The organism is Reticulibacter mediterranei (genome assembly GCF_016587455.1).
The window spans coordinates 748,111-769,227 of the sequence record NZ_BNJK01000002.1 but is presented as its reverse complement, the minus strand read 5'-3'; the positions used below and the strand labels follow the sequence as shown (position 1 = coordinate 769,227).

At 52.7% G+C, this 21,117-nt stretch carries 23 protein-coding genes; 10 read left to right on the top strand and 13 right to left on the bottom strand.

Annotated features, from left to right (window positions below; translation table 11 throughout):
* Nucleotides 1–63: 63 nt before the first annotated feature.
* Complete coding sequence (locus tag K3T83_RS41690; RefSeq protein WP_220209058.1) at nucleotides 64–213, top strand: hypothetical protein; 150 nt, start codon at nucleotides 64–66, stop codon at nucleotides 211–213.
* A gap of 12 nt (nucleotides 214–225) precedes the next feature.
* Here the strand turns inward: K3T83_RS41690 and K3T83_RS41685 are convergent, their stop codons facing one another.
* Both K3T83_RS41685 and K3T83_RS41680 read right to left on the bottom strand, forming a co-directional pair.
* The gene (locus K3T83_RS41685) at nucleotides 226–1,170 is read right to left on the bottom strand and encodes a ferredoxin family protein (protein WP_220209057.1); all 945 of its coding nucleotides are present in this window, start codon (nucleotides 1,168–1,170) and stop codon (nucleotides 226–228) included.
* 128 nt (nucleotides 1,171–1,298) lie between these two features.
* Nucleotides 1,299–1,508 carry a hypothetical protein gene (locus K3T83_RS41680; protein ID WP_220209056.1) on the bottom strand — a complete coding sequence of 70 codons (210 nt, stop codon included), beginning with the start codon at nucleotides 1,506–1,508 and terminating at the stop codon, nucleotides 1,299–1,301.
* Nucleotides 1,509–1,631: 123 nt separating this feature from the next.
* Between K3T83_RS41680 and K3T83_RS57445 the strand changes: the two genes are divergently transcribed.
* Both K3T83_RS57445 and K3T83_RS41675 read left to right on the top strand, forming a co-directional pair.
* On the top strand, nucleotides 1,632–1,766 hold the full coding sequence (locus tag K3T83_RS57445) for a hypothetical protein (RefSeq protein ID WP_268963556.1): 135 nt from the start codon (nucleotides 1,632–1,634) through the stop codon (nucleotides 1,764–1,766).
* Between the two features lie 400 nt (nucleotides 1,767–2,166).
* Nucleotides 2,167–2,913: a response regulator transcription factor gene (locus tag K3T83_RS41675; protein WP_220209055.1), complete on the top strand. Its 747-nt coding sequence runs from the start codon at nucleotides 2,167–2,169 to the stop codon at nucleotides 2,911–2,913.
* 145 nt (nucleotides 2,914–3,058) lie between these two features.
* Here K3T83_RS41675 and K3T83_RS41670 read toward each other — a convergent pair whose 3' ends face one another.
* A complete protein-coding gene (locus K3T83_RS41670) occupies nucleotides 3,059–4,285 on the bottom strand; it encodes an NAD(P)-binding domain-containing protein (RefSeq protein WP_220209054.1) in 1,227 nt (408 codons plus the stop codon).
* A gap of 129 nt (nucleotides 4,286–4,414) precedes the next feature.
* On the opposite strand from K3T83_RS41670, the gene K3T83_RS57440 reads away from it, so the two are divergent.
* Together K3T83_RS57440 and K3T83_RS41665 are read left to right on the top strand one after the other, a co-directional pair.
* On the top strand, nucleotides 4,415–4,543 hold the full coding sequence (locus tag K3T83_RS57440; RefSeq protein WP_268963555.1) for a hypothetical protein: 129 nt from the start codon (nucleotides 4,415–4,417) through the stop codon (nucleotides 4,541–4,543).
* 1 nt (nucleotide 4,544) lies between these two features.
* A complete protein-coding gene (locus tag K3T83_RS41665; RefSeq protein ID WP_220209053.1) occupies nucleotides 4,545–5,645 on the top strand; it encodes a lipid II:glycine glycyltransferase FemX in 1,101 nt (366 codons plus the stop codon).
* Nucleotides 5,646–5,796: 151 nt separating this feature from the next.
* Here K3T83_RS41665 and K3T83_RS41660 read toward each other — a convergent pair whose 3' ends face one another.
* The gene (locus K3T83_RS41660; RefSeq protein WP_220209052.1) at nucleotides 5,797–6,684 is read right to left on the bottom strand and encodes a TIGR03621 family F420-dependent LLM class oxidoreductase; all 888 of its coding nucleotides are present in this window, start codon (nucleotides 6,682–6,684) and stop codon (nucleotides 5,797–5,799) included.
* A 257-nt stretch (nucleotides 6,685–6,941) separates the two neighbouring features.
* Between K3T83_RS41660 and K3T83_RS41655 the strand changes: the two genes are divergently transcribed.
* Nucleotides 6,942–7,562 (top strand): dihydrofolate reductase family protein, encoded by a 621-nt coding sequence (locus K3T83_RS41655; RefSeq protein WP_220209051.1) that lies wholly within the window; start codon nucleotides 6,942–6,944, stop codon nucleotides 7,560–7,562.
* 120 nt (nucleotides 7,563–7,682) lie between these two features.
* Here the strand turns inward: K3T83_RS41655 and K3T83_RS41650 are convergent, their stop codons facing one another.
* Entirely contained in the window at nucleotides 7,683–8,618 is a 936-nt protein-coding gene (locus tag K3T83_RS41650; RefSeq protein WP_220209050.1) for an NADP-dependent oxidoreductase, read from the bottom strand.
* A gap of 45 nt (nucleotides 8,619–8,663) precedes the next feature.
* Nucleotides 8,664–9,080, bottom strand: a complete 417-nt coding sequence (locus K3T83_RS41645) for a pyridoxamine 5'-phosphate oxidase family protein (protein ID WP_220209049.1) — start codon at nucleotides 9,078–9,080, stop codon at nucleotides 8,664–8,666.
* Nucleotides 9,081–9,332: 252 nt separating this feature from the next.
* Here K3T83_RS41645 and K3T83_RS41640 point away from each other — a divergent pair, with 252 nt between their 5' ends.
* Nucleotides 9,333–9,950: a TetR/AcrR family transcriptional regulator gene (locus K3T83_RS41640; protein ID WP_220209048.1), complete on the top strand. Its 618-nt coding sequence runs from the start codon at nucleotides 9,333–9,335 to the stop codon at nucleotides 9,948–9,950.
* A 136-nt stretch (nucleotides 9,951–10,086) separates the two neighbouring features.
* Nucleotides 10,087–10,305, top strand: a complete 219-nt coding sequence (locus K3T83_RS41635; protein WP_220209047.1) for a hypothetical protein — start codon at nucleotides 10,087–10,089, stop codon at nucleotides 10,303–10,305.
* 50 nt (nucleotides 10,306–10,355) lie between these two features.
* Here K3T83_RS41635 and K3T83_RS41630 read toward each other — a convergent pair whose 3' ends face one another.
* On the bottom strand, nucleotides 10,356–10,859 hold the full coding sequence (locus K3T83_RS41630) for a hypothetical protein (protein WP_220209046.1): 504 nt from the start codon (nucleotides 10,857–10,859) through the stop codon (nucleotides 10,356–10,358).
* Nucleotides 10,860–11,101: 242 nt separating this feature from the next.
* On the opposite strand from K3T83_RS41630, the gene K3T83_RS41625 reads away from it, so the two are divergent.
* Complete coding sequence (locus tag K3T83_RS41625) at nucleotides 11,102–11,704, top strand: dihydrofolate reductase family protein (protein WP_220209045.1); 603 nt, start codon at nucleotides 11,102–11,104, stop codon at nucleotides 11,702–11,704.
* A 190-nt stretch (nucleotides 11,705–11,894) separates the two neighbouring features.
* Here K3T83_RS41625 and K3T83_RS41620 read toward each other — a convergent pair whose 3' ends face one another.
* The 3 genes from K3T83_RS41620 to K3T83_RS41610 form a co-directional block, all read right to left on the bottom strand.
* Nucleotides 11,895–12,569, bottom strand: coding sequence for a haloacid dehalogenase type II (locus tag K3T83_RS41620; RefSeq protein WP_220209044.1), 675 nt, complete (start codon nucleotides 12,567–12,569; stop codon nucleotides 11,895–11,897).
* A 69-nt stretch (nucleotides 12,570–12,638) separates the two neighbouring features.
* Nucleotides 12,639–13,997, bottom strand: a complete 1,359-nt coding sequence (locus tag K3T83_RS41615; RefSeq protein ID WP_220209043.1) for a hemolysin family protein — start codon at nucleotides 13,995–13,997, stop codon at nucleotides 12,639–12,641.
* Between the two features lie 589 nt (nucleotides 13,998–14,586).
* Nucleotides 14,587–15,972 carry an FAD-binding oxidoreductase gene (locus K3T83_RS41610; RefSeq protein WP_220209042.1) on the bottom strand — a complete coding sequence of 462 codons (1,386 nt, stop codon included), beginning with the start codon at nucleotides 15,970–15,972 and terminating at the stop codon, nucleotides 14,587–14,589.
* 212 nt (nucleotides 15,973–16,184) lie between these two features.
* Here K3T83_RS41610 and K3T83_RS41605 point away from each other — a divergent pair, with 212 nt between their 5' ends.
* A complete protein-coding gene (locus K3T83_RS41605; RefSeq protein WP_220209041.1) occupies nucleotides 16,185–17,438 on the top strand; it encodes an ABC transporter permease in 1,254 nt (417 codons plus the stop codon).
* 158 nt (nucleotides 17,439–17,596) lie between these two features.
* Here the strand turns inward: K3T83_RS41605 and K3T83_RS41600 are convergent, their stop codons facing one another.
* The 3 genes from K3T83_RS41600 to K3T83_RS41590 all read right to left on the bottom strand — a co-directional run bounded on the left by K3T83_RS41600 (nucleotide 17,597) and on the right by K3T83_RS41590 (nucleotide 20,719).
* On the bottom strand, nucleotides 17,597–18,229 hold the full coding sequence (locus K3T83_RS41600) for a hypothetical protein (protein ID WP_220209040.1): 633 nt from the start codon (nucleotides 18,227–18,229) through the stop codon (nucleotides 17,597–17,599).
* Between the two features lie 657 nt (nucleotides 18,230–18,886).
* Entirely contained in the window at nucleotides 18,887–19,729 is an 843-nt protein-coding gene (locus tag K3T83_RS41595; RefSeq protein WP_220209039.1) for a GNAT family N-acetyltransferase, read from the bottom strand.
* 225 nt (nucleotides 19,730–19,954) lie between these two features.
* Nucleotides 19,955–20,719 (bottom strand): RpnC/YadD family protein, encoded by a 765-nt coding sequence (locus tag K3T83_RS41590; protein WP_220209038.1) that lies wholly within the window; start codon nucleotides 20,717–20,719, stop codon nucleotides 19,955–19,957.
* Between the last annotated feature and the right edge of the window lie 398 nt (nucleotides 20,720–21,117).

The window sequence follows — 21,117 nt, the reverse complement described above, 5'->3', positions numbered from 1 at the left end:
GCAGCACATCCGTGAAGCGCTTTATTATGCGCTGATTTGGGAAGGCGCGCGAGGAGAAAATCAATGGCAAGAACACGCCCGTGGGAAGTGATCACGCAGAAAGCGCACACCCTGCATTATTACTGCCAGAGCATTTTCGGGAGTATGCTCCTGACCGAAATAGTGCTGCACGAGCATATAGAATGCGCGCATCTCTTTCCCCAGGACTCGTAAACAACCCACCTACTAGCACGCGTGGATGACGAGATCGTGTTGAACGTGTCCAGACTCAAGCATTTCGTAGTAACGGAGCTGGTACGACCGGATAACATTTTTCCCTTCGGGATGGCAGGTCGTGCGATAAGCAGGTTTTTCATTGATACGCTCTTGCAGCAACAAACAATGCTGTGTCCCGCTTTGCTTGTTTTCAAAGCAGATCCAATATTGTCCATCTTGCGCCCGCAACATGCTCGACAGACGAAACGCTCTCAGATCGGTCTGTTCCGTTCGCATACGCAGCAGGTAGTCAGCAGCCTGGACGATGGAGGGGTAGCAGGAACGGCCACGAAATCTCTTGAGATAGAGCTGAGAGGCATTGCAGGCGGCGATGATCTCGCTAACTTCAGAGACGGCCACGCGCCCATAATAGATGCCATAGGGGAAACAAATGACGTTGGCCGCAAACTTATCGCCGCCAACATGCGAGCTTTGCCAGGTCTGCTCGCCCGCCAATCGCTCAAATTCGTGATAGACTGGCATGCCAAATTTCGCACAGCACGCGTCATGCTTGCCATGCGTACAGACCAGAAAGAGCGGAGCCTGATAGCGGTACGGCTCATACCGCTGTGTACCAGCTCGCAACTCGGCAAGATCCAGCGTCAATATATCTTCGTAGCGCGCAAACTGGAAACGGTAAATTGCCTGTCGCTGTTCAAGCGTCACGACGAAAAAGACGGTAATAGCACCGTTTTTACGTCCCGGTCGCTTAATGAAGCGAGTTTGCGTGGCCTCCTGTTTAATTTCTTCAATCCAGTTCTTCACCTGTGACGGCAAATGGCTACATTCAATCTCACTTCGTTCCCATACCGCTGTATATTCTATTAAAAGCCAGCTATCCGCCCGAGTCGCTGTCCCGATAAAGGGATCAGCAGTATCACGAGCAAGCTGGGCACAAAATTGTTGTTCGACCATGAAAAGCCCCATATAAAAAAATACACCCGGTAAGATATTCTTGTCCTATTCTCGATTCTCGATAAATAGAAGCTTTTTAACGGTTCGTATATCTTACCCCCGTAGTCGGATATTAGCACGACCTAATATCATTCGTCAAGAGTTTGTACCAGAGAACGCGCCATCTGGCACAAATTGGTCTCGACGCACCTTACTGCGCAGCGCCAACCACCAGGAATGGACGGCAAACCTGACGCTATTGTCAGTATAGAGACGTTGCCAAAAGCTGTAATCACCCACTGGGTGCCCAGGATTACCTCGGGGGGCGCATTCACTGCCACACCAGAGCTTTTGCTCACGGGGCTTTCCATCTTACTGATCACAGCCGGGCTGGTAATGTTCCAGCGCCGCAATGTTGGGAGCTAACGCTTACTACTCTGTCAAGCTTTATTCGACACATGGAGCGGTGGGGACTCCCGTGTATGGCAGGGGCGATGGCTGGTCCTCGCCCGTTTCCCCCATGGTGTGGTGAAGCCGGGCGAGGACCAGCCATCGCCCCTGCCATATCCGGTCACATCCTGGAGGATTTCATGGATGCACCAACGATTGAAGTTTGACAGAGTACTACGATGAATTGAGATGAATTCCGCTCAAGCGATTCTGCCTATACATGCCTCTTTTCCCAATGAAAAAGTCTTACTGCCAGAATCAATACCGCCTGATTGTATATTATTATATTGCAGCATGGTTGCTAGAAAGTAGAAAGATTGGAAAAGAATGATATTCAATAATTGTAAATTTTTCTGTTTGGTTCACTTAAACATTGTGAAGTGGGGATAGAAAATTGATAAAATTGAGGGGCGAATTTTTTTTGTTGTTGACGTTTAAGTTAGGACGGGCTGATAAAATCTGCAATGGAGTGGCTTTTCAACCAACCTGGCAGTAATAATGAAAAACCAGAATAGCATGTATAACATGTAAAGCTGGATAATTACTATGACGAAAGGAGAACTGCTCATGAAATTGCTGGTCGTGGATAATGACCGGAGCATGGTTGAAATGTTGACAGCCTGGCTGAAAATGCTGGGATACCAGGTTTATCCAGCATTCACGGGGGAGCAGGCCAAAACGCGGTGGCTAGAGCATCAGCCCGATATCGTCATTTTAGAGAGTACTTTACCCGATGTGGACGCGCTGGCGATGTGTCGCGACATGCGCAACCAGCACGATGCATTGGTATTAGCAATGGCAATGGACAGGGACGCGTTGCATGAGGTGTATTGTCTGGAGGGTGGAGCAGATGACTATTTGCGCAAGCCTTTTTTCCCGGACCAATTGCTTGCACATATTCACGCAATGACGCGGCGAACGCGCTCGACCGTCAAATTGCCTCCATCCTCTTCTATTCAGGTCGGGTCGCTCTGCGTTGATCCGATGCGCAACACGGTGTGCGTGCATGGTAAAACGGTGCGCCTGACGCCCACCGAGGGCAAATTGATGAGTTTGCTGGCGAGCAATGCCAACGGGGTGTGTACTACGGGCCAGATTGTTTCATATGTATGGGGGTTTAGCAACGAGGGGGATACTGTCTTGATAAAGACCCATATTTATCATCTGCGCCAGAAGATCGAGCCTGACCCGGCCACTCCACGCTACCTGCTGACTGTTCCCGGCATCGGGTATACACTGGTTCGCTGTTTTGATGAGAAGTCCGAAGAACCGTTTGAGGAGATTGGACCCTCTCTACGCATCGTGGGTCAGTGAATATTACGTCTATATGTAGAAATATGTAGATATGCTGTGTAGGTGGTATTTGTAAGATCTAGTATTTCTTGTGTGATTGTTTACGGTTATGTTTGCCGTGACCGGGGGGATAAGCTGGTCACGGCAAACAGGAGAGGGTATCGCCTTACTTTCTCTGAGCGACCGAACGCTCAATGGAGGCCGCGACCCGCACGGCTGACGCACGTGTTCCCACCACAAAGCGATAGAACGGTCCCGCACTGCGCGCCGCCGTAAATCCCACAAAATGCAGCCCAGGCACGCTGCTCTCGAAGTAGCTGTTGAGGGCCGGAGCATCCATATAGGTCTGGATAGCCGCCAGCAGCGAGGGGGAAAGCATCGGCAGCCGCTTGATATCGGCCCGATAGCCAGTTGCCAGCAACACATGATCGGCCTCAAGCGTCGTCTGATCGGAAAGCCGCAATCTGACCCCGCCATCGGCCTCCTCCACCTTCTCCACCTGCCGTCGCTCATGGACCGGCACCTTCCCAACAATGCGATCTTTCAGCCACCAGGCACCGGCGGGACCATGAAATGTTGCCAGCATACGATCTTTTGTAGAACGCGGAAAGCTATAGAACATATACGGAATATGCTCCAGCGCCCAGTTCATCCAGCCATAGCCGAGGCCAACCTTTGGCGCACGCAGTTGCCTGATGATGAAGGGAATGGACGTGCTTTCGGGCGGCAACCAGTGCAGCAGGCTGCGAGCAACTACCTCGACCTCACCATCAGCCTCATGCAGCAGCGCCGCCGTCTCCAGCGCGCTCTGTCCTCCTCCAACGATCACCACTCGCTTGCCCGCAAACTGGCTGAGGGTGCGATGATCGCAGGTATGGGAGACCAGTTCTGGCGAGAGATGTTGATACTCGGGGGGACGGTGAATATAGTAATAGAGGCCAGGAGCCATCACAACGGCGTGACTCTGAATCACGCGGCCATCAACCAGCCTCACCGTGAAGAGTTGCCCCTGTCGCTCTATATGCTTCACATACGTCTCATCAAGCATCGGGACCGCGTGACGTTGAAACCAGCATCCATACTCGATGAACATCTCGCGCGAGGTGGGATCATGAGCCTGCTGTCCCTGTTCCCGCAAATACCGCCCCAACGTATATCGCTTCTCTGGATCTGAAAGGTTGCTCGCCCACCAGAAGGAACGCAAAAGCATCCCTTCGGGCATATGATCGCGCCAAAGTGCCAGAGGCTTACCAAAGACCGCAACCTTCAGCCCAGCACCATCTAAATGAGCCGCGATCGACAATCCATACGGACCAGCCCCTACCACCACCGCGTCATAATACGTACTATTATAAGTATTTTGCTGCTGTTGCCTATCCAAAGATACGTTCACTGCATATCCTCCTCGTTACAGAAGTCATCGAAATGCGGTTGATAAGAAAAAGATAGCATGCGCTTGTTGTCATACCATTTTCTGAGCAGTCGAAAAGCAGTAGTATTTTAGGGCGCATGTCCATAGAACATGACCGGAAAGATCGCCAGCGTGCAGAATCGTGACGCCATCTTGACGACGGGGGCAACGTGGTTCCGACCAGCAAACGGTATGCTTGAAGCGCCAGACATTACCCTGGCATGTTTGGAGAGGGATTGAGATGAAAAAAATGTCAGAGTCGCGCTTGCGTATCGTCGAGATAGATCCGGGCAGAGATCAGCGCTGGGAAGAGTTGCTCACCAGCTTGCCGGGCGGTTTAATCTATCACCATCCGCTCTGGCTGGAGGTGCTGGAGGAGGCATACAAATATCGACCACTGCATCTGGCCTGTGAGGATGCAGATGGAAATTTGCTGGGCATCCTTCCTCTGTTCCATACGCAGGGATTGCTCAGCGGCCATTGCTTCTCGTCGCTGCCCCGTACGCCAGTAGCGGGTCCGCTTGCCTGCAATGATCGGGCTATGACACAACTGACGACAGCGGCTATAGAGCGGGTTCGGACGTACGATGGGGCCAGTTTGCAAATCAAGCTGCTCAACAATCAGCTCGATGGACAGGTGGATGGTCTGATTGGCACACCCTGGCGCGAAACATACCAATTGGCCCTTCCGGAGCGGCCCGACCTCCTGCGCTTCGGCAATTCACGCAATCACGCTCAGATCAAGCGAGCGGTCAAGAAGGCGGAGAAGCAGGGGATTGTGGTCTGTCAGGCCGAAACTGAGAATGAGTTGCGTGCATGGTACGATCTCTACCTGGATGTGATGCGCCGGGTCGTTATTCCTCCACGCCCGTTTAGCTTCTTCCAGATCGCCTGGCAACGCCTGCACGCGCGCGGCCTGCTGCGATTACTGCTGGCGAAACAATGCTCGGCAGGCCAGACAAAGACGATAGCGGGACTGCTGCTGCTGATGGCGGGCGAGACGGTCTTTTATGCCTTCAGTGGATGGAGGCGTGAAGACCAGGATCTTCGTCCCAACGACGCCCTGCACTGGCGCGCAATTCACGATGCCTGCTCTGAAGGATTTCGGTATTACGACTTTGGCGAAGTGCCAACGAATAATTCAGGTTTATCAGAATTTAAGAGCAAATGGGGAACGGAGCGCAAGTGGCTCTATCGCTACTATTATCCCGCTCCCCGCGAGTCAGCAATTGCGCTGCTTGAGGGGCGCAATCCAATCTATCAACTGGCCCAATCAGCCTGGCAACGGCTCCCACTTAAAGCAACCGTTGTGCTAGGCGAGATGGCCCATCGTTTGTTTTAAAGGGCGTTTTCCTAAGCAATATTCCTTCACCCAGGATGGTTGAAAATGGCAGGGGCGATGGCTGGTCTTCGCCCTCCCCAGGCGCGTTGATGGGCAACGCCGGGCGAAGACCAGCCATCGCCCCTGCCATTTTCGGGTGACGTTCGCAGCTTTACTTCCCGGCCAGACGAGCCACGACAGGAGCGAAGTTTTCCACCTGTCCCTCGTAGATTTGCAGGTAAGAGAAGCCGTAGCGGTCGCGCGCCTCCAACAATTGCTCGACGGCCTGTTCCGTGCTGAGCGATTGCTTACCGGCAAAGGCCCAGCCCAGTTCGGATGAGGGCGCGGCCTTGCTGTCGCTGATCTCGATATTGTAAATGGTCTGGCTCAATTCCAGCTCAGAGAAGCGTTCACCGGCAGCTTCTCTAATCCAGGCGAGCTTCTGCTCTAACGGGGGATCGGTCGGGTCCACGCCGCCCCTACCAACTTTGGAACCAATAGCAATGATATTCGCTTCTCTGGCCGCCAACTTGAGCATACGCTCTCCAGCACCAGCGACAAGAATGGGCAGATGTGGCGTCTGGGCGGGCGGGATCTGTCCCTTCAAGTTGCTGACAGCGTAATGCTTCCCGCTGAAGTTGACCGTTTCCTGCGTGAACAACTGTTTGATAAGCTTGATGCTCTCTCCAAGCCGTTCGACGCGTGTTCCGGCACTGGCATAGGGAATGCCCATCTGTTGAAATTCTTGTCCCGAAACGCCAGCTCCCAGACCAAGTTCAAAGCGGCCATTGGAGAGCATATCGAGGCTGGCAGCTTCTCTAGCGAGAATGACGGGATGACGATAATCATTGCTAAACACGTAGCTGCCGACACGGAGCGTTGTCGTGGCCTCCGCTGCGACAGCAAGTGCGGTGAACGGCGCAAAGAGGCCACTGCTCACCCGGTCAGGTATGAGCAGGGTTGAATAGCCCAGTTCCTCAATTTTGCGGGCCTTTGTGATCCAATCTGTATGTGAACGAATATTCGCGGTAGTTACGCCAAAACGAAATGGATGCGACATAGATGAATTTCTCCTCTCTCATATCGTTGTTGTCACCAGTGTACCCTGTGCAAGTGACAGCAACATGAACATCTATACCGCCTTTTGTCATCTATTCGTCATCTTACGATAGAGGTTTCTGGGCCGCGATATCAGTAAAAAAGAGCAGGGCATAAAAAGGCTTGCAGGAAAAGAGCAAGATCAGAGAAGTTTTTTCCAATGAAGCATGCGACACTCCTCCTACGTGCATTTGATGAGCCGAAGAGAGGAGAACGACTATGCGTAAACTTATTGTGAGCAGCCTGGTATCGCTGGATGGCTATTACGAAGGGAAGGGGAGAAATCTCGACACGCTTTTCGACTATTTTCATAAAGACTACTCAGGGGATGAACACTTCGATCACTATAATACTGAACGGCTGCGTGCCGCCGATACCCTGCTGTTGAGCGGGCGCACGTCTTTTTCAGGCAACAAAGCGTATTGGACAGGTGTGCCGAATGACCCGAATGCTACCGCGATCAGACGGGAATTTGCAGGACTGATGGAGTCTGTCGAGAAAATCGTGGTTTCAAACACGATCACGCACGAGGATTTAGCGCCCTGGGAGAAGACGACACGCATCGTCAGAGGGACAGAAGTATACCAGGAGGTTGCCGCGCTCAAACAGCAATCGGGCAGAGACATCTTCACATTTGCGAGTCGTATGCTCTGGAACGATCTCATGCTTCATGATCTGGTCGATGAACTGCACCTCACGATTTTTCCGGTGATCGCAGGCGAGGGGACACCGTTGTTCACGGGCCGCCCGCCGGTATCTCTCAAACTCATCGCCACACGCACCTGGCAAGGCTCTGGCAACATCCTTGCCTGCTATCAAGTGGGTCGAGTGAATGCATAAATAATACAATTTCTGCAAGACCAATAAAAGTCTCACCGAATGCGTCGATTATCAATCATTTCATCTCCGCTCGCTCGCCCGTCCATCATAACGAGCGAGCGAAAAGCTTCCTGTTTGCGCTCAATTGACGTGTAGCACAATCCTGCCGCGTCCATGTCCGCTCTGACTGCATTCATGGGCCTGTTGCGCCTCGCTGAGAGAAAAAGCCTTCCCAACAATGACATTGAGCTGTCCCTCATCGATCAATTGTGCCACCGTCTGGAGGATGGAGCGATCAGTCCTGGCGGCAATCATCATTGCACGAACACCACACGCGCGGGCCTGTTCTTGCGGCGGTTGTTCTGCCAGCGAGATCAATGTCCCGCCACGTCGGATGGTGGTCAGAGAACTGAACAAAGATGCTCCCCCGACTCCATCGAGCACGAGATCCACATCCTGAACCACACTCTCAACCTGTGTCGTTGTGTAATCGATAACCTGATCCGCGCCAAGAGAGCGAACAAACTCTAGATTGGCAGTAGAAGTCGTGCCGATCACCTGCGCGCCTTTCCATTTCGCCAGTTGCACAGCGAACGCTCCCAGTCCACCAGCCGCTCCGACAATGAGCACCCGCTGGCCGGCCTGAAGATTGCCCTCATCAAAGAGCGCTTGCCAGGCGGTCGTTGCGCCGGTCGGGATCGCGGCGGCCTCAGCAAAACTGGCCGTTGAGGGCTTTGGCGCAAGAAGCTCCTCCGAAGCGGTGATATATTCCGCATAAGTTCCTGTTGTACACCGGCCAAAGACCGCCTGACCGATCTTCAGTGTTGTTACACCGAAACCAACGCCTTCGACCTCTCCAGCAACATCGATGCCGGGAATATAGGGAAACGTCATGGGAAAGAAATCTTTCATGAAGCCCTGACGCGTTTTCCAGTCGATAGGGTTTACCCCAGCTGCGTGAACCCGCACCAGTACTTCTCCTTCCCGAGCTGCCGGACGCGGCTGTTGTTCAAGCTTGAGCTGCTCGGGTCCGCCATAGCGATGGACGCGAATTGCCTGCATAGTTAACGCTGACATTAGCACATATTCCCTTCTTATCAACAGGATTTGCCGTCGCTCTATCTATGCTGATGCGACAGAGGCAGACCAACCAATCATCTTTTCCGGCTTGAGTACAATGACCACGCGCTCTGCACGGGCCTGGATACCAGCAGCAGCTCGCTCACGCATTGCAACTGGCATATATCTCTCCACGAGCGCATTGACAAGCTCAGGATAACGCTCTACCTCAACGATCTCAGCTCGTCCATAAGCAGACACACAAACATGCGCAATAGTATCATTGATGATAAGTGAGATGTTCGGATCACGCACAATGTTGGCATATTTGGCAGTCGCTTTGGGGGTGGTAAAGAGGAAAGCTTCTCCATCCCATACAAACCAGACAGGCGAGAGCTGAGACCCTTTCCCCGGGCGGTTCGTCGCAATGATGGCTTCATTCGGTTTCGCTAGAATTGCCTGTATTGCTTCTGTATCCATGATAAAGATATCTCCTTATATGTTAATAATTTGGGGCACTTGTAGAGTTAGCCCCATTCATCCCAATAGATGATGCAATTTCCATATGCAACAGTGTTGTATAAACAACATTTTCGTGTATACTACACTGTTGTTAAGGATAAGATATGTCTACGCTTTGAGCAATCAGCAAAGAGGCCGGATCGTTGCATAGGCAACATCAGGAGGAATGTGTTGGTTTTCTCAAGGGTGTGGAAGATTGCGAGGAGCAAGATGTCCAGAGCCGTCAATGACAGCGACCCACGCGTGCAGCGTACCCGCCAGTTGCTCATACAGGCGTTCATGGCGCTGGTTCAGGAAAAGATGAATATCCATTCCGTTTCTGTATTAGAGATTACCACGCGTGCCACCGTCAATCGTGCCACATTTTATGCACATTTTGAGGACAAATATGCGCTTGTGGAGTGCTGGTTGCGCGAGAAGTTTCAACGCGCCCTCGCATGCAAGCTCCCGGACTCCTCCACGTTGCAGAGGGAGACCTTGCACCGGCTGATACTGGCCGTCTTCGACTTTCTGGCGCTCGTTCGCTACTATCACAGGCCATCCGATCAGCAGTATGAGCCGCTCTTCGAGATAGCGATCCAGCAGGAACTCTATGAACTCCTCTTGAGATGGCTCCAGCAGGCTCCAGTAGTTGCTCCTTTGCGAGAGGAGATGAGAGAAACCACAGCCCAGGTCATCAGTTGGGCGATCTTCGGTCCCGCCGCACAATGGAGTCGTGGAGACCAGAGCATCCCGGCAGAAGAGATGGCATCTCACATTCTGACGGTCGTCATCGCCGGCCTGTCACCAGTCGTGATAGTCCCTGACCAATGCTCTAAGCCAGGATAGGATTCGATGAATTTTTCGTGCAAAATTTGTAATTGCGCGATTTATCGAGCAGGGGGTGCGCAATTGTTAGCGCTTTCAGGAAATAAAACAGGGAAGGTTAGAGGATGTTGGGAGACTCGTAGCGACAAGGGGCGGCGTGGTAGGGTTGTGGGGCCTTGCGCTTGTCGCCGTTGGATATTGGGAGCAAAGAGAGATGAATCGGCCTGGGGAGGGCGACAAGCGCAAGGCCCCTGCCAAGACCCCCCAGCACCCCTTGTCGCTACGGGTGAACCCAACATCTTCTAACCCTCCCCATTCCCCCGTTCAACTGCCGGATGCACCAATCATTGCGCCCGTCGTCTCCCCTTCCTGGTAGCCAGGCACACTCTTAGAAAAGATCTTGATATTATTTTATGGTATCTACTTTCATCGCCAATATTGCATTAAAGGGCGCAGTTGCGCTATGTGATGCTCGCCGATCCAGATTGCTTCCATGATATCCAGGCTTGCTCGCACCTCATCATAGCGTTGTTCGCTTCGCGTCTCGATGGTGCTTTGTAGTCCCGCTTTCGAGAGCTTAATAGAGAGCTGCATGTCCTTCTGGGGCAGTTTTAAGGATGCTTGCGTCAAAAAGTTGAGCGCCTGCGGTTTCGTATCTTTTGTGAACCACGCCATTTTCGGCTCAAATGTGTTTGGGTCGATTACCCGCGTCATAATCTCGTAAGCCGTTTTTGTGTCGCCGTTGAAATAGAGCGTTCGCCCCTCGAAAAGCGTGAGTAGATCCTCGCTCCAGGCAAGATAGTTTGGACCATCATCTCTTGACGGATCGAAGGTTGCTCGTGCCAGCCCCAGGCTTTTCAGGGCATTTTCTTTACGGCCATTGACCGCTTGATAGAGTGCAGCGTCTCCATGCATAGAACTACAAAGCACCCAGCCACTCCCAGCTCTGCGCTCGCGGAAGATCGTCTCTTTGAGAAGTGAGCAAGATGGGAGAAGTTTTTCTCGTGCCCTCATGTTATGTTCTGAAAGCGAGCAACGTTCGTCATGTGGAGCCGAGCAGAGAAGAAACGCGCAGAGCTTTGTCGCGGACACATGAACACGAGATCCAGAGGAGAGAGCTTTTAGGCAGCGCCTTTCTCCCATCACCCAACAATTGAGAAGGAATGCTTTTCATGAGAAAAATTATCGTTTCTATGTTCCTCACGCTTGATGGCGTCATGCAAGCTCCTGGTAGACCTGACGAAGACACTTCCGACGGCTTCAAATATGGCGGTTGGACTACGCCGTATTTTGTCGAAGCTGACGAAGCGGCTGGTGAGTTCATGGCAAAATATATGAAGCCTGTAGATCTTCTTTTAGGGAGGAAAACATTTGAGTTTTTTGCTTCCTACTGGCCTGAGCATGCAGACCTTTGGCCTGGCATCAATGACGTCACAAAATATGTGATGAGTCATACCATGGACAAATCAGATTGGAAAAACTCAGTTTTTCTGAAAAGCGTCGATGACATCAAAAAGCTCAAGAATTCAGAAGGCTCTGATATCCAAGTTCACGGCAGCGGCAACCTGATCCAGACACTCCTCAAACATGATCTAGTTGATGAGCTGTGGTTGAAGACGTTCCCCGTTACACTCGGCAACGGCAAGCGTTTATTTCGTGAGGGCACTCTTCCGGCAGCCTTTACCTTAACAGACAGTTTGGTGACGCCAAATGGTGCGATTTTCGCCAATTATGAGCGAGCCGGAGAAGTGAAGACAGGCACTATTGGGGCTTAGGGCAGCTAACTCATTCATTTCATAATTCCCTAGATAAGCGGAAGACCCCCAGGTCATGAGCAAGTATGATTTGTTGGGAGTTGTATGCAGTAATTGTAGATCCACAGATAACAGGTAGATAAATCATTTCAAGGAGAGATCCCGCTGTATGGAGAGGTATGGCGAAGAATCCCTCCTTGAAAATGGTTACTTATCCGCACAGTTGTTGCAGTGTAGGAGCCAGGGTGAGCAGATTGGACAGTTCGACGGTAGCCAGTTGCTCAGGGGCGGTCTCGCGGCTGCGATTGATCCAGACGCGCCGAATACCAAGCTGCGACGCCGGGACGATGTCGTGATAATAGCTGCGCGCGACATGCACCCAATTCTCGTCGGCTAGTTGGTGTTTCTCGCGGAAACGGCGAAAGTGGTTGAGCGAAGGTTTGTAGGCGCGCACATCTTCGGCGGTGATGATGTCATCAAAGACGACAGGCAGGTGACGAGCCGTTCCAGCAATCAGATCACGATCGACATTTGACAGAATCGCCAACTTCCACCCTGCTGCACGCAAGCCGCTAAGAGCGCGGCCAACATCCGGGAAAACGGGCCAGTCAGGTAACGTGTTCGCCAACACATGCTCAGCACCGGAGGCCAGCATGACGCCGGTACTTCTGGCCGAACGACGCAGCGCCTCCGCCAGCACATTGCGATACGAGCGGAACGGCTGCTCCCCCTCTACCTGCTTCTCAATTTCATAATACTGCGCTAAGAGTTGTGATGTGTTGCCGGGCACAATCGTCTCCAGCGCCCGTCTCATTCCGGTCTCCCAATCAATCAGCGTACCGTAGCAGTCGAAGGTTGCCCAGCGCTGTCCAGCAGATTGTTGCATCCCTGTCTCTCCCGTCCTGATGGCATGTGAGCATAACAACTGTAGAAATCCCACTTTTCGTGTATATCTCTAGTGTACATCATTTTCGGGAGTTGCGCCATTCTGGTTCGACGGACGTTTTGCTGGCTCAACCCGCACCCGAGCCACGCGGCGTCCATCCATCTCATCCACATGCAACAGATACGAGCCGAGCCGCAACGTGTCGCCCACTGTGGGGATGCGGTCCTCGCGCTCTAAGATATAGCCGCCGATGGTCTGCACGTGGCTCTCCGGTATCTTGACGCCGAAACGCTCCTCGAAGTCCGAAAGTGCCAGCAGCCCATCAATCGAACTGGAACCATCTGGCAAGATCTCAATCTCGCGGCGCACCCCCTCTTTGAGCGTGTCAAATTCGTCCTGCACCTCGCCGACCAGCTCCTCGACGATATCCTCAAGCGTCACAATGCCAGCTGTCGTGCCATATTCATCGATCACTACCGCCATATGCGTCCGCTGCCTCTTCATCTGCGTCATCAATGCGCCAATCGACATGCTTTCTGGCACAGCAAGGATCGGGCGCACAACTTTGCGCAGATCAAAGGTTTGCACCTGCGGAGAGATATATTCCACGAGATCCTTCAAATGCACCATACCGATGATTGTGTCGATGCTCTTCTCATATACCGGATAGCGAGTGTAGCGCTGGGCGGTAATCAAAACCTGCAACTCTGCCAGGGAGCTAGTGACGGAGACCGCGACCACCTCGGTTCGCGGCACCATGATCTGGCGCGCGGTGGTCTCCTCAAAGTCGAACACGTGGCGAATCAGATCCTCTTCTTGCTGTTGCAGCACGCCAGCTTTACGGCTCTGTATCACCAGCATTTCGAGTTCTTCGGGCGAATGAATCGCGCCATGCTCGCTTGCCATACTCATACCAAGCATTCGTACAATGCTATTGCCGATGCTATTCATAAAAATGATGATCGGGCGAAAAATGTACGCAAAAAAGTGGAGGGGGCGTGCGGTAAATAGCACCGTGCCCTCGTCGCGTTGGAGCGCAATGGCTTTCGGCACCAGTTCGCCCAGGATGATATGCCCAGCGGTAATCAGCGAGAAGGCAATGATAATGGTGATGCTATGGGCAAACTGTTCAACTGGACCACCGATCCAGGCGAAGATCGGTTCCAGCAGATGGGCCAGCGACGGTTCGCCGATCCAGCCCAGCGCCAGGCTCGCCAGCGTAATGCCCAGTTGCGTTGCCGCGATGTAGGTATCCAGGTGTTGAACCTGCTGTTGAACGATCCGCGCACTACTTTTGCCCTCGTTCACCAGCTGGTCGATCCGCGTTGCTCGTACTTTGACCAGGGCAAACTCGGCCGCCACAAAGAAGCCATTGGTAGCAATCAAGGCAAAAACGGCCAGTACCCCCAGCAGAGACGCAACATCCATAATAGATCCATTCTCTCCTCTTATTGTCCCTCTTTCGCAGTCAGGTGATAATTAATGCATACGGCAAATGTTCCGGGGAGAGACGGCTCTCCTCACCTGTAGCGACAAGGGGCGGTGTGGAGGGGTTGCGGAGGCCTTGCGCTTGTCGCTTTTGGGGTATACGTTGCAAAGAAGATGAAAATGGTATGTGAAGAGCGACAAGCGCAAGGCCCCCACCAAGACCCCCAGTCCCCCTTGTCGCTACGGGTGAACCCAACATCTTCTTTGCCCATAACCATTCTCCTTCAATTGCCGGATGCGCCAATAATCGCGAGATGACGACAGAAGGTTTATTTTGTTAAGGCTTATTGACGCTACCAGCATAGCATACTCATGTGTGTCCTTCCTGTGAATAGCCTGAAACGAAACTGAGAGCCACAAATGAGGAGGATCATTACCAGAAATAGAGGATATGATGAGAATAGGTAGGTAAAATAAGGCCTCTCTGATGCTCGTCTGGGCCGACAAACGAGCAGGCAGAGTGGTCCTGGCGATCGAGTGGACGGCCTTCATGCGGAAACCGCGTGGAAGAGGCCGCCCAATCTCGATCTTATGCGCTCTCGTCGCGCCTTTGCTGGCTGGGACGAATGTTCTGGTTAAAGTGGAAAAAGTTGGTCGGATCATACTGATCTTTGAGGGCAACCAGGCGATCATAGGTGGGGCCATATGAGGCGCGCAACCGCTCGTCTCCCGCGTTGAGCGTGTTGATGTAGGCTTTCTTTTGCGAGAACGGCTCTAAGGCAGACCAGAACTTCCTGGCCCATTGGATATGCACGTTCTCGGCTAGCAGCGGCTCTTTCCAGGTAGCATCTATCGCCACGAGATATTGTTCTCCACGCAAGGCATAGGCAGCTGTGGCTTCGGGATCAACCCGGCTGGCGTGGCCATGAATATGCTGAATAATTACTTGCGAACGGGGACTCGTGCGATGTGTTGCATGTTCGACAATAGCGTCAATGGCTGCATCACTGAGTTCTGGCAACGAAGCGTCTTTCTCGTAATAGTTGAGGCCACGCGGAGATTCTGCATCGAAGATCTGGATAAAATCGAGATACTCAGTTGGCGCAATGGTATCAAACAGGGGAGGTCGAAACGCCCGTAGAGGTGCCAGCACGCGCTCCCCTTCCTGCATATCGCCACAGTAGCAAGCGGCGATATTGATAATAGGCATACCGTGCGGCGTGGTGATGATGGCCGCATACAAGGTTAATTCATCGGGGGAGATGGCGCTAAACTCTCTATAGAACTGCAATACTTCTTTTATCGCTGTGATTGGATAGCCTACGAGGCCTGCTAGCACTTTTTGAACGGGGTGCAACTGGAACTCGAACGTGGTAACGATGCCAAAGTTGCCGCCGCCGCCACGAATACCCCAAAATAGCTCGGCGTTTTTCGTCGGACTGGCGGTCAGCAGTTCTTCATCGGCGGTGACGATCTTCACTGAGAGCAGATTATCGGCGGTCAACCCATATTTGCCCATCAGCCAACCCATGCCGCCACCCAGCGTCAGGCCCGATAGCCCGGTATCGGAGACAATCCCGGTCGTCGTTGCCAACCCATATTTGCTCGTGGCGCTGATAAACTCACCTAACGTCATACCTGCCTGCGCTCGTGCTGTCCGCTTGACAGGATCAATAGTGATACCTTTCATTGGTGAAAGATCGATTACCATACCATCGTCACAAAGCGCGGTTCCGGCGACGTTATGGCCGCCACCACGAACGGCTACCTCCATGTCCATACTATGCGCGAACCGAACGGCCTTGATGACATCGGCATCATTCACACACTGCACAATCATTGCTGGATGTTTATCGATCATCCCATTCCAGATTTTACGCGCCTCTTCATATTCCGGGGAGTGGGGCAACACCAATCGGCCATATAATTCGCTCTGAAAACGCTGAAGACGGATTTGATGGATCTCTTTTTGCACAAAAAATCTCCTGTTTTGTCGCATTTATTTTACGGTAATACTACTCTGTCTTATTCATATACACTTTTGATTGGTTCTTACTCACAATCTATAGTGTAGAAGAAGCTACAAAAAGATATATCGGTAATATTACCCATTTTCTGGGCAACGCAAGTATTGCTGAAAGACGAGGAGGCAAAAGAGATGGTACAATAAGAAGGAAAGAGTCAGGAATGGGGGTATTGCTTTTGCCGACTAGAAAAAAACGTCGTTCTGCAAGCAAGCATATTACCGCTGCACCATTTGTCCTCGCACTTCAATCCGCGTTAGGAGCCTGTGTTGGAGCGCTGCGGGGTATGTGGTCTCTAGCATGGCTGGATCTGCTGCTCTGGCGGCGTATGCCAATTGCAATCGCCAGCGCCCTCATTCCGCCAATCGGCATGGCTATAATGCTCGTCGTTCTCTCTTTAACGGTCACGCAGGAGCCGGTCGCGCTGGTAATTCAATCGCAAGGGGCATATTCCAAGCGCATGGCAGAGATTATCGAGGCCGACACCGACGCCTATTATCTCAGCGAGACGACGATGGAGGAGGCCCAACGACAGCTTACCGACCAGGAAATTGCCGCGATCATCGTTATTCCGCCCGATTTCGACCAGAAAGCTACCAACCATGCGGCCCAGTTGCGCCTGATCCTGAACAACGTTGATATTGATTTCGCCGACGATATCCGCCGCAGCGTGGAGCGTTCTGTGGGACAGTTCGACGCGCCCGTGCTGGCGTTGGAGGACGAAGAGCAGGGGGCCGCACCTGCCAAACCAGAGCAGGAAGCGCCCAACCCGTATCATATTGGCATTGATGAGCATGACCTAAGAGAGACGAACGTTGATTTTCTGAGCTATCAGGTATTGCCTGTCTTTGTGCTGCTGGTCCTCAATACGGGCCTGCTGGGGACTGCCCTTCTGTGTGCGCAAGATGTTGAGCGCGGCACGGGAAAACATCTGGCTCTCGCGCCTGTCCCCGCCTGGATGCTGGTAGCTGGACGCCTGCTAGGTGGCCTGATCGCCTCGCTTGTCGCGCTCATTCCGGCAGTGGGACTCTGTTTGCTTGCCGGCTTTATCTCGCCACCGGCCGATCACTGGGGAGCGCTGGCAGCTCTCTTTGTGGCAACCGCCGTCTGCGCAGCCGGGATTGGTGCGATTGTTGGCACGCTGCTACGTGGCACCCGCAATATCGTAATGGCCTCGTCTGTGCTGGCAACCTACCTCTTCTTCCTGGGTGGCGGCTTTACGACAATCGCTTTCCTGCCACAATGGTTGCGCAACATCAGCGCGTTTAACCCGATCCGTTACTCCATCGACGGCATGCGGCAGGCACTGTTCTATCCCGACCTGAGCGGCTTCTCAACCGATATGACCGTGCTGATTGGCACCGCAATTGTCGCGATTCTGGTTGGCTCGGTTGTGGTGCGCCGTTCATGGAGCTGAGAGACACATTGGGCGCAATGAATTGCCGCCCCTACCAGATCGTACGATAAATCGCTTCTTTTCCTCGTTTTCCACGATGATAATGAAAGGGTGAGAGGCGCAATGATGCGTAATGGGTAGGGGTGGCAATTCATTGCGCCCGGTGTCGCCCCGGTTGCTCATTGTCGCCGATCCTCGATCTCCCAGATATGGTCGGTAACGTGCCAGGCGATACGTCTGATGGCATATGAGGCGGACCAGCTACCAGGGGCCAACGGCGAACCATCGGTTGGCCTGCTCAGCACGTCGGCGATCTCTTCACGCATCGCGGCAAGGGCTGAGAGATCGTCATGAGAGAATGGTTTGTGTCGCACGCCGATTTTGCGCGCATAGGACCGTTCGGCCTCGATAACGTGGCTGGCAATCTTGTCTCGATCCCGACCGCCGCCGCGTGGACCCTTACGCAGCTCCGCAGGCGAGGCTGCAACAACCTCATCCATCACCGCCCAGGCAGCACGCAACAGAGCAACACGCTTCCTGGCTCGCTCCTCATCAATCGGCTCCAGATCGGCAGGGACGACGATAGCGGGCACGCCCCAATCGGTGTTGGAATCGCCGGCAATCTCGATGGTGACCAAATCATCCGGCTCAAAGTTCAGCCCGGCCCGTTGCGCAATCACACGATAGCGCGGCACATAGTCAAGCAGCGTTTGCACTACCTCCGCGCCACTTCTGGCTAAACGACACCAACCAGGCCACTCCAACGAATAACCTGCAACCTTTTTCTGACCCGCTTCCAGATAGATCTCCATCCTACACACTCTTTCTGCATACGCTTGCATTATCTTTGTGCAAGCAAATCACACCTCTACTTGCCACTATACCCCGGATAGAGGACAGAAGCGGTCCTTTGATTACACAATTTCGAGAAAGAAGAGAAAAATTGCCCTTCTTCGTATTTTACGTTACTGGTGCATCCGGCAAATGGACTGGGAGAGAGAAGGTTCCCCCCACCCGTAGCGACAAGGGGAAGGGTGCTTGGGGACGTGGGGGCCTTGCGCTTGTCGCGGTTGGGTCACGCGGAAATCGGGAAAGAAACCAACGGTGTGGCGAGAGCGACAAGCGCAAGGCCCCAACCAGGACCCCCGGCCCCCCTTGTCGCTACGAAAAAACCCACCATCGCTGCATCCAGAGCCATTCCCCCTTCACTTGCCAGATGCACCGATTATCACATATATTGTGAACCTGGGCGAGGACAAGCCGTCTCCCTGACTTTTTATCACAAGTCTAGTCGAAACGCCAAATCAGCCTGATAAGGCATTTCGCGAGGATGAGCTAGAAGCGTTCTAGCTCATCCTGAAAGGGAAAGTGAACCATTGACGAGAGCCTCTCGCGCTCTCTCGCATCTTGTCGATTAAACTTGTGATAAGAAGTCAGGCCGTCTCCCCTGCCATCGCTATTTTCCATCTTTATTCTGAGAATTTCAGCAGCATCTCGTACTGGCTGAAGAATTCGCTAAAGCCCAGGTGTCGGTAGTGATCCAGGAAGGGGCTATCTTCGGGTTCGTTGAAGATATGAATGGTGGCGGCATCTCCGGCGAGGGCGCGTAACAGGGCGGCAAAGGCATCGTCGGTAAGCGGCAGTTGGTAGCGTGCGACCTGAACGCGAATGCTCTCGCCATAATGCTGCACGGTGAAGGCGTTCTGCGCACCATCGGGACCGGAGGCCACCAGCAGTTCGCACGGCATCGTCAGCAAACTCGCCAGCTCAAATCCCCAGACCGGTTGAGCAAGGTTGTCTCGCGACCATGAGAGCAGCGTTTCAAGAGGGACGCGCTCGATCACAGGCGCAACAGAATCGCTTGTGGGCAGGGCCGAGGTTGCCAACTGCAAACCAACGAGGCGGCGTTGCACTACAAAACCGACACGTTCGTAGAGCTTATGTGCGCGAATATTCTGCGTCAATACTTCGAGTTGGAGTTGGGACAGCCCCGTCGCTCGCGCCACACGGACCATCTCCTCTGCTAGCTGCCTGCTTGCCCCACTGCCACGAAAGGCAGGCACGATGCCGAAACCTCCACACCAGCCACGCTCCCCGCGTGTACCCATGCGAGCCATACCGACAAACGCGCCGTCCACATCGTGCATCACGACACAACGCGTGGCGTCGATCTGATTGATGCGCCAGAAATCCGCCACCTGAGCTGGGGTCATGTTCGCAGGCATAAAATAGCCGCTAAAGCTGAGGTTATGCATTTCGGCAAGCTGTTCAAAGGTGTAGCCCAGTGCAGATGAAAAACGATATTCAGACATACTACATACATCTTTCTCGATCAATAGAATCCAGCGATAATGAGCCGGCCAGAAGACCTGGAGTAGAGCCGTCGCGCGCTCGCAAAAGCATGTCAGGAATGCAGGTCCATCCTTCTATTGTACACTACGCCCTCATTCTACTGAGCTTCGAGAGTATGTATAACATCATGGAGGCGGGCCGTCCGTATGATGCAACGGCTCACTTCCACCATGACCCATCCTTCCCTACATCCCGTTTGGTCGTACTGCCTCCAGAAGATATGTTTTCGCATCCTTCTCATCTCGTGCCCTGGCAACCCTGACGATGAGTTTTTGCAAAACATCCGGGTCACTTATGACAGGCAGCTTCTCCTGTGCTAATACACTTAGCTGCGGAAAGCTCTCCTGGAAAAGATCTATGAGTGTGGTGCGCAAAGAAAGCAGTTGTTTTTCGCGTTCTTTCTCGCGGCCTTCTTCCTCACCACGCGCTATCAGACTCTTATACAAAGGGGCTTCGCTCAGAATATCTTCCAACATAGCCAATCTCCTCTCTAACCACCGCCGATCCTGGGGATCGGTAAACGCTAACGAAGCAAACAGAGCGGTTAATGACAATAGCTCTCTGGTCATTTCATTGGGTTCAGATGCAAATCGTGTCAGAACCGTATCTACCACTTCTGGTCGCTTCCCTCCTTTGGCGAAAGCGATCAGCGGCCAGATGCCGCGTCGGGCACTCGCAAGTAGATCTTGATATGGGATGTTGCGCAGAATGATCACTTCATAGTGAAAGATCAGCCCATCCCGACCATCGGCTCGCTTGCGTACTAGTAGCGGCTTGAGCATCTCTCCACCGTCGCGCAGAAAGATAACATAGGCATTCACAAATCGTTTATGGTAGCGATGTGCCAGAATGGTGTACCCCAACAAGCGCTGCTCTATTTTGGCATCGGGAGTGCTCTGGATCTCCACGAGAACCAACTCGTTATTATCATACCATATGCCTTCGTGCATAATATCAGCTTCATGGTAAGGCTTTGATAGGTTTCAGAACGCTTGCCGGTGAAAATCGCGCCCGGTGCCAGCCAGTCCAGAAAGTCCTGAGCGCATAATGTCAGCAAACGTTTGACACCATTGTCATAAGGTTTATCCTGTTGCTCTACAACCATTTCACCAAATCCTCGATTCAAGATAGATCCATCATAGCACAATGTATCATAAAATGCAATATTGAAAAAAGAGAATTCTTAGGTTTAAACAGAAATCATACAAGATATTTAGTATTTCATACTATCTTTACCGTAGTAGCAATCATATTTATATTATTCAATGCAAATACGTATTAAGAGCAGTAGAGAGTTTTTATCGACGTCATAACAAATAAAAGGGCGACCACACCTCATGTGGCCGCC